Origin of the sequence: Streptomyces capoamus (assembly GCF_014654935.1) — a bacterium.
Taxonomy (GTDB): domain Bacteria; phylum Actinomycetota; class Actinomycetes; order Streptomycetales; family Streptomycetaceae; genus Streptomyces; species Streptomyces capoamus.
Genome location: NZ_BNBF01000045.1, coordinates 16,863 through 24,474, shown reverse-complemented (window position 1 = coordinate 24,474; position 7,612 = coordinate 16,863). Strand labels below are relative to the sequence as shown.

Annotated in this window: 7 protein-coding genes; 5 read left to right on the top strand and 2 right to left on the bottom strand. The window is 72.8% G+C overall.

Going from position 1 to position 7,612, the window contains the following annotated elements; all coding sequences use genetic code 11:
* Positions 1-60 precede the first annotated feature (60 nt).
* Complete coding sequence (locus IE312_RS36870) at positions 61-666, bottom strand: TetR/AcrR family transcriptional regulator (RefSeq protein ID WP_189986680.1); 606 nt, start codon at positions 664-666, stop codon at positions 61-63.
* 53 nt (positions 667-719) lie between these two features.
* Between IE312_RS36870 and IE312_RS36865 the strand changes: the two genes are divergently transcribed.
* The 5 genes from IE312_RS36865 (at position 720) to IE312_RS36845 (ending at position 5,390) form a co-directional block, all read left to right on the top strand.
* On the top strand, positions 720-1,646 hold the full coding sequence (locus IE312_RS36865) for an oxidoreductase (protein WP_189986679.1): 927 nt from the start codon (positions 720-722) through the stop codon (positions 1,644-1,646).
* 180 nt (positions 1,647-1,826) lie between these two features.
* Positions 1,827-2,576 carry a trypsin-like peptidase domain-containing protein gene (locus IE312_RS36860; protein WP_189986678.1) on the top strand — a complete coding sequence of 250 codons (750 nt, stop codon included), beginning with the start codon at positions 1,827-1,829 and terminating at the stop codon, positions 2,574-2,576.
* A gap of 101 nt (positions 2,577-2,677) precedes the next feature.
* Positions 2,678-3,679 (top strand): C40 family peptidase, encoded by a 1,002-nt coding sequence (locus tag IE312_RS36855; RefSeq protein ID WP_189986677.1) that lies wholly within the window; start codon positions 2,678-2,680, stop codon positions 3,677-3,679.
* 229 nt (positions 3,680-3,908) lie between these two features.
* On the top strand, positions 3,909-4,613 hold the full coding sequence (locus tag IE312_RS36850; RefSeq protein ID WP_189986676.1) for a phosphatase PAP2 family protein: 705 nt from the start codon (positions 3,909-3,911) through the stop codon (positions 4,611-4,613).
* A 42-nt stretch (positions 4,614-4,655) separates the two neighbouring features.
* Entirely contained in the window at positions 4,656-5,390 is a 735-nt protein-coding gene (locus tag IE312_RS36845; RefSeq protein ID WP_189986675.1) for a hypothetical protein, read from the top strand.
* Positions 5,391-5,964: 574 nt separating this feature from the next.
* Here the strand turns inward: IE312_RS36845 and IE312_RS36840 are convergent.
* The gene (locus IE312_RS36840; RefSeq protein ID WP_189986674.1) at positions 5,965-7,533 is read right to left on the bottom strand and encodes an FAD-binding oxidoreductase; all 1,569 of its coding nucleotides are present in this window, start codon (positions 7,531-7,533) and stop codon (positions 5,965-5,967) included.
* Positions 7,534-7,612: the final 79 nt, after the last annotated feature.

The window sequence follows — 7,612 nt, the reverse complement described above, 5'->3', positions numbered from 1 at the left end:
CAAGGTTTCTGACGGCTGGTCGGGTGAGACGTCGCGTCGATGGTCTCACGTGACGGTCGGTCAGCGCGGGCGCAGGCCGTGCAGCAGGAGGTGCACGTGTTCCTCCAGGCCGGTCAGGGCCTGTGCCGGGTCGAGCGCGCAGCCGGCGATCAGGGCGGCCAGGCCGTGCAGGCTGGCGGCGGCGACGGTGGTGATGCGCTCGGGGTCGCCCTGGATGACCTCGCCCCGCTCCTGGGCGTCCGTGACCAGTCGGGTGAAGGTGCCGAGGGAGCGGTCGACGGCCGCGGCGAGCTGGGCGGTCCGGTCGGGGTCGTGCTTGCGCGCGAACATCAGTTCCAGCAGTTCGGGGTTGTCGACGGCGAAGCCCAGGTAGGCGCGGCCGAGGGCCGTCATCTGCTGCTCGAGGTCGGGTTCCGCGTGGTCGACGGCGGTGGCCAGGGCCTGGTTGAGGCGTTCGTAGCCGTCCAGGGCCAGGGCGTCGATCAGGGCCTGCTTGTCCTTGAAGTGCCGTCCGGGGGCGGCGTGGCTGACGCCGAGGTCCCGGGCCAGTTCGCGCAGCGAGAGTGCGCCGGTCCCCTTCTCGCGCAGCGTGCGTTCGGCGCTCCTGAGCAGGGCGGCGCGCAGGTCTCCGTGGTGGTAGGGGCGGCTCGTGGACATGCGCATCATCGTATCGCGATGTTGTCATTGACAGCATTGTTGGCGCTGCCTACATTGAGGGTATGACTGAGACCACCGGCCCGCGCGGCAAGCGCGGCACATGGAACGCGTCCCGCCTCCCCGACCTCACCGGCCGTACGGCCCTGATCACCGGCGCCAACAGCGGCATCGGCCTCGCCGCCGCGCGGGCGTTGGCCGGGGCCGGGGCGCACGTGGTGTTCGCGGTGCGGGACCTGGCCCGGGGCGGCGCCGCCGCGGCGCGGGTGAACGGCAGCACGGAGGTGCGCCGACTGGACCTCGCGGACCTCGACTCGGTGCGGGAGTTCGCCGCCGGCTGGGACCGCCCGCTGGATCTGCTCATCAACAACGCGGGCGTGATGATGCTGCCGGAGCAGCGCACCGCGCAGGGCTTCGAGATGCAGTTCGGCACCAATCACCTGGGGCATTTCGCGCTGACCAACCTGCTGCTGCCCCAGGTGACCGACCGGGTGGTGACCGTGTCCTCCGGCGCGCACCGCTGGGGCGCCGCCGCCATCCACTTCGAGGACGTGAACCTGCGCGGGAGGTACAGCCCTGTCCGCGCCTACGCCCAGTCCAAGCTGGCGAACCTGTTGTTCACCCTGGAACTCCAGCGCCGCCTGACCGAGGCCGGGTCCGCCGTCCGGGCGCTGGCGGCCCATCCCGGCTGGGCGGCCACCAATCTCCAGAGCCGTGCGGCGAACCCGCTGGCCAGGGGGTTCATGGTGGTCGGCAACAGGTTCCTGGCCCAGGACGAGGCGGCAGGCGCCCTGCCCACCCTCTACGCGGCCACCCAGGACCTGCCGGGCGCGGCCTACGTCGGCCCCGACGGTCCCGCCGAGATGCGCGGCGCCCCGGCCCTGGTCGGCCGCAGTGCCGCGGCGAGCGACCCGGTGGCGGCCCGGCGCCTGTGGACGCTGTCGGAGGAACTGACGGGCGTGGGGTGCCCCCTGCCGACGCCGGCCCGGTGACGGCGGGGCCGCCTCCGCGGGGCGGCTCGCCCTGACCGGTCCCTGGAGGTGACGCGGGTGACGGTGAACCGATAGTCGTACGGGCTTTCGACGCCGTGCGGGGGTGCGTTCGAGGTTCACAGCAAAATCTCAGGGAAGTCGGAGCAGCTTTCTCACTTTCCTGGGAAAGAGTGTGACCTGATGAAGCGCATCTCACGCATCTCGCTCACCTCCGTGGTGGTGCTCGCGCTGACTTCGGCCTCCGTGGCTGCCGCGGACGACGGGCCGGGGCCGCTCGGGGTCACCGCGGACGCCGTGGCGAGCCGGTGGAGCGCGCGGGTGGGCGCGCTGTTCGGCGCTGCCCGGGCGGGCCGGCCGGCCGGAGACCACTTCTGCACCGCGTCAGTCGTCCACAGCCCGCGCGGCGATCTGATCGTCACCGCCGCGCACTGCGTGGACGGCGCCGACGGCGACCTGGTGTTCGTGCCGGGCTACCGGGACGGGCAGGCGCCGTACGGGGTGTGGAGGGTGACCCGGCGGTTCCTGCCGGACGGCTGGGCCAAGGGGCAGGACGAGGACAGCGATCTGGCCTTCGCCGCCGTGGCCGGCCTCGGCGGCAGGCGGCTGGAGGACGTGGTCGGGGCCAACCGGTTCGCGGCCGGGGTGGCGACCGGCGCCACCGCGGTCACCGTCACCGGTTACCCGAACTCCCGGGAGACCCCCATCAGCTGCACCAACAGGCCGACCGCGCACAGCCGTACCCAACAGCGCATCGACTGCCCCGACTTCACCGGCGGCACCAGCGGCAGCCCCTGGGTCAACGGGGACGCGCAGGTCGTCGGCGTCCTCGGCGGCCACGAGCAGGGCGGCGCCACGGCCGACACCTCGTACAGCGTGGTGCTGGGCCGTGAGGCGGCGGAGCTGTACCGGGACGCCACGCACGGGTCCTGAGGCGGCTGAGGAGGCGTCACTCCAGCCGTCCCGGCTGTGAAATGACGCCACTTCACGGCCAAATGGCTTCGAACGACGTCCGCATGGGGGAAAGTTGAACCGTGCGGAAGGTATGGGTGTTCGGTGGCGCGGCCGTCGCGCTCGGCATGGGCTTCGTCATGCTCCTCGTCGTCGGTGTCTACCTCGTGGCCGGGAACCTGCTGGGCGGGGTGACGTCGGCGAGCCGCGGGCTGGCCAAGGGGGCCGTGCCGGCCGCCTACACGTCCCTGGTGAAGAAGTGGGGGAACCTGTGCCCGGCGCTCAGCCCCGCGCTGCTCGCCGCCCAGCTCTATCAGGAGAGCGGCTGGAACCCGACCGTCGTCAGCCCGGCCGACGCGCGCGGCATCGCCCAGTTCATCCCGAGCACGTGGGCGACGCACGGCATCGACGGCAACGGTGACGGCAAGCGGGACATCTGGGACCCGGACGACGCGATCCCGTCGGCGGCCTCGTACGACTGCGAACTGGCGAAGTACGTGAAGGACGTGCCGGGGAACGTCTCGGACAACATGCTCGCCGCCTACAACGCGGGCGCCTACCGCGTGATCCGGTCCGGCGGGGTGCCGGCGATCAGCGAGACGCGCAACTACGTGCAGCGCATCCGCAGCCTGGAGAAGAGCTTCGCCGCGCCGGTCAGCCGGATCGACCCCACCCGGCAGGCCGCCGGGGCCATCTCCTTCGCGCAGAGCCGGCTCGGCACGCCGTATCTGTGGGGCGGCGAGGGCACCGTCGAGCAGGGCGGCCGGTTCGACTGCTCGGGCCTGACCAAAGCGGCGTACGAGAAGGTCGGGATCACGCTGCCGCGGGTGGCCAACGACCAGTACAACGCGGGCCCGCATCCCTCGCGGGACCAGTTGCTCCCCGGTGACCTGGTGTTCTTCTCGGACGACCTGACCGACTCCCGGGCCATCCGGCACGTCGGGATCTATGTGGGCGGCGGGTACATGATCGACGCCCCGCGCACGGGCGCGGTGATCCGGTTCGACCCGATCGACACCCCCGACTACTTCGGTGCGACCCGGGTGACCGAGGATGGCGCAAAAGCGCTCCCCACAAATGTGTGACAGTGTGTTAATCCACCCCCTGAGCTGCGGCGATGAATCTCTCTTCGATAACGTCTGCGTGATCATTCAGTGGAGAGTGGAACGTATTGAAGGTGGCTGTGCGTTCCTGTTGACGTAGCCGAGCGGACGTCAGTGCGGCAGTGCAGCGGAAGCGGATCTACGAACCACAGGGGGCAGGCGCGACGCACACGAGGTGCGTCCGGGAAGACGACGAAGGGGCCGCAGCACCATGGCTGTACTCGCCGAATCCGGATCGAACCCCGACGTCGACCTGCTCTACGACATCAACGGCCTGGCCAAGGACGCACCGCACTGGTTCGACCGGGTCATGGAGTTCGTCGGCGAGTACGGCCTGCTGCTCGCCATGGTCCTGCTGATCCTGTGGTGCTGGTGGTCGGTGCGGCGCCGGGGCGGCGAGGACGCGGCGCCCTCGGTGGCCGCGCTGGTGTGGGCGCCGCTCGCGGCCGGCCTCGCCGTCCTCGTCAACGTGCCGATACGCGGCTTCGTGGAGCGCCCCCGCCCCTTCGTGGACCACCAGGGGCTGGACGTCCTGGTCAGCGGCAAGACCGACTTCTCCTTCGTCAGCGACCACGCGACGATCACCATGGCGCTCGGCGTGGGGCTCTTCGTCGCCCACCGCCGCTTCGGGCTGGCCGGTATCGGCCTGGCCCTGCTGGAGGGTTTCTGCCGGGTCTACATGGGCGTGCACTACCCGACGGACGTCATCGGCGGCTTCGCGCTCGGCACGGCGGTCGTCCTGCTGCTGTCCCCGCCGGCCACCGCGCTGCTCACCCCGCTGATGCGGGCCGTGGAGCGCTCCCCGCGCGCCGGCCGGCTGGTGCGGCGCCGGCCGCCGTCCGCCGCCGGCCGGGACGCCCTGCTGCCCGGCGCCCGGCCGGCCCCGGAGTCCGAGGAGCGCGACCTGGCGGCCTAGGGCTTCGGCGCGGGCCGGTGGGCACGTCGTACGCTCCGGCGCATGACCAAGTTCTTCGCCACGGTGTGCCTGCCGGCCATCTCGCCCGAGCAGGTACCGGACGCCATAGCCCGGGCCCTGGCGCCGTACGACATCAATGCCGGGGAACGGTGGAACCCGGCCGGTGAGTGGGACAGGTGGACCATCCAGGTGCACCGCGCGAGCCCCTATCTCGTACGGCCCGCGCACGACGGCGACCCGCGGCTCCTGACGCCCGCCACCGTCCCCGGGGCCGACCTCGATCCGCTCGGCCCGCTGGAGTGCTACGGCGGCCCGCGCGGCCTGCTCGACTTCGACACCATGCGGCAGCGGACGGTGCAGGGGTACGACGACCTGCGCGCCGCCTGGGACGAGCTGGCCGCGGCGCACCCGCCGGCCCGTCCGCTCGCCGAGTTCGTCGCCCGGCACGAGGCCGACCCGGACGGTTACCCGCTGGACCGGGCCACGGAGGAGCACCTGCTCCAGCCCCTGGTGCAGGAGGTGGCCCAGCGGGCCGTGGCCGGCGATCCGCACTTCGGCACGTCGTTCCTGACCACCGACCCGGTCGCCTGGTTCGCCCGGGACCACGCGCTGGCCCGCGAGCGTGCGCTGCGCACCGCCCTCGGCAAGTACGCCCTGGTCACGCTCGACGGCCGCTGGCGGGACACCAGCAGCGAGGGCTACCTAAAGTGGGCCGACGAGCAACTGGAGCACCTCGCCCCGGACACCGTCGTGGTCGACGTACTCTGCCACTGCTGACGGCCCCGGCCCCCGGGCAAGACGGCCCCGGCCCCCCTGGCTAGGTGAGTCCGGCCCCGGCTGGACGGCTCCGGCCCCCAGCTGACGGCCCTGGCCTCCGGCTGGACGGCTCGGGCCCCTGACTAGGCGGATCCGGCCCCAACTGACGGCCCCGCGGCTCGACGACTCCCGCCCCCTCTGACAGCCCCAGCCCCCAGCTGAGGGCCCCGGCCCCCGGCTGGACGGCTTCGGCCCCGGGCTGGACGGCTCCAACCCCCAGCTGACGGCTCTCGCCTTCTGGCTGGACGGCTCGGGCCCTCAGCTGACGGCCCCGCCCCCCAGCTGACGGCCCCAGCCACCTGGCCAGACGGCCCCAGCCTCCTGGCTGGACGGCTCCGGCCCCAAGCTGACGGCTCGCCCCCAGCTGACGGCCCCGCCCCCCGGGCTGGACGGCTCCGACCCCCCGCTGCCGGCCCCGGCCCCCCGGACCGCCCCCGGCACCTGCGCCATCGCCGCCCCGGCGACTGCGCCATCGACGGCCCCCCGGCTCCGCCCGCTCCCGGGCTCCGGTGTCGTCGGGTGTGGGCGGTTCCTGCTACAGCCCCTGTGCGTACGAGAAGAACCGCTGTGGGTCGTACTGCTGCTTGATCTTGCCCAGCCGGGCCGCCGCGTCCCCGTAGTACGCCTTCTTCCAGTCCTTCAGCGTCGGGTCGGTGTAGTTCTGGTAGGCGGCGCCCGAGGCGTACGGCTTCATCGCGGTGTGGGCGGTGGTCAGCCAGGACTGGGCGGTGCTGCCGGAGGAACCCGCGCCCCAGGAGGCGATGTACTGGGCCAGCATCCGCGAGCGGCGGTGGACGAAGGCGGTGGCCGTCGGGGAGACCCGGTTGACCGCGCCGCCGAGCGCGGTGAACGCGATGCTGCCCCCGCCGCCGCGCACCGAGCCGATCTGCTTCAGCACCGTCTGGATGCCGGCCGCGGACAGCGAGCGGTCGAAGAAGTCGGAGCGGGCCGCGTACGTCTCGCGGCCCAGCTTGCCCTGCGGGGAGCGGCCCGGGGTGGAGCCGGGCAGGTGGCACTGGGCGTCGGTGGCGAAGGAGGAGCAGCCGGCGTAGGCCTCCATGGCCTCCTCGTAGCCCCGGCGGCGCAGCGAGACGGTGGCGGCGTCGGCGCCGGCCAGGTGGGCCAGGCGGTCCACGGCGTTCTGCAGTTCGCCGTAGGTGCCGAGGGAGAAGCAGGCCACGGAGATGGTCGGGGTGCGGCCCGGGGAGCAGGCGAGGTGGAGCGACGACCAGATCTCGTCGGGCTGGCTCGGGCCCCACTCCTGCCAGGCCTTGAGCACCTTGGCGGCCTTGGACCAGGACCAGGTCAGGTAGGCGGTGACGGCCTGCGGTGCGGCATGGGTCCTGAAGTGCAGCTCGGTGACGACGCCGAAGTTGCCGTTCCCGGCGCCGCGCAGTGCCCAGAACAGGTCGGAGTGGTGCGTGGCGTCCGCGGTGACCTGGGTGCCGTCGGCGGTGATCAGGGTGGCCTGGGTGAGGCTGTCGCAGGTCAGGCCGTAGGCGCGGGAGGCGACGCCGTGGCCGCCGCCGAGCACCAGGCCGGAGACGCCGACGGTGGGGCAGGAGCCCGCCGGTATGGTCACGCCCTTCGCGGCCAGCGCGCGGTAGACGTCGATCAGCTTGGCGCCGGCGCCGACGACGGCCTGGCCGCCGCCGGCCCGGACCCGGTTCAGCCTGGACACGTCGACGATCAGCCGGTTGTCGCCGGAGGAGTAGCCGGCGTAGGAGTGGCCGCCGTTGCGGATCGACACCTTGAGGTGGTGGGCGCGGGCGTAGGCGAGGGTCGTACTGATGTCGGCGGGGTGCGCCACGTAGGCCACGGCGGCCGGTTTCAGCGTGTCGAAGCGCGTGTTGTACAGCTGGTGGGCGGTCTTCCAGGACGCGTCGCCGGGCCGGACCAGGGTGCCGTCGAGGTCACGGGCGAGGGCCGCCCAGTTGGCGGCGGCGCTCGCGCTGGTGGTCTTCAGGCCGGTGAGCGAGGACGAGTGCGACGGCGTGCCGCTGTGCGCCGCCGCGGCGGAAGAGTCTCCGCCCGCACCGCACGCGGTGAGTGCGGTCGTCGCCAGGGCGGCCGCGCCGCCCGAGATGAACGTACGCCGTTCCATGTCCGTCGCCTTTCCTCGGCCGTCGTGGAACGAGACGACGCCCCGCGGCGCGGGGTTCCCCCGACCGGGTGATGAACGT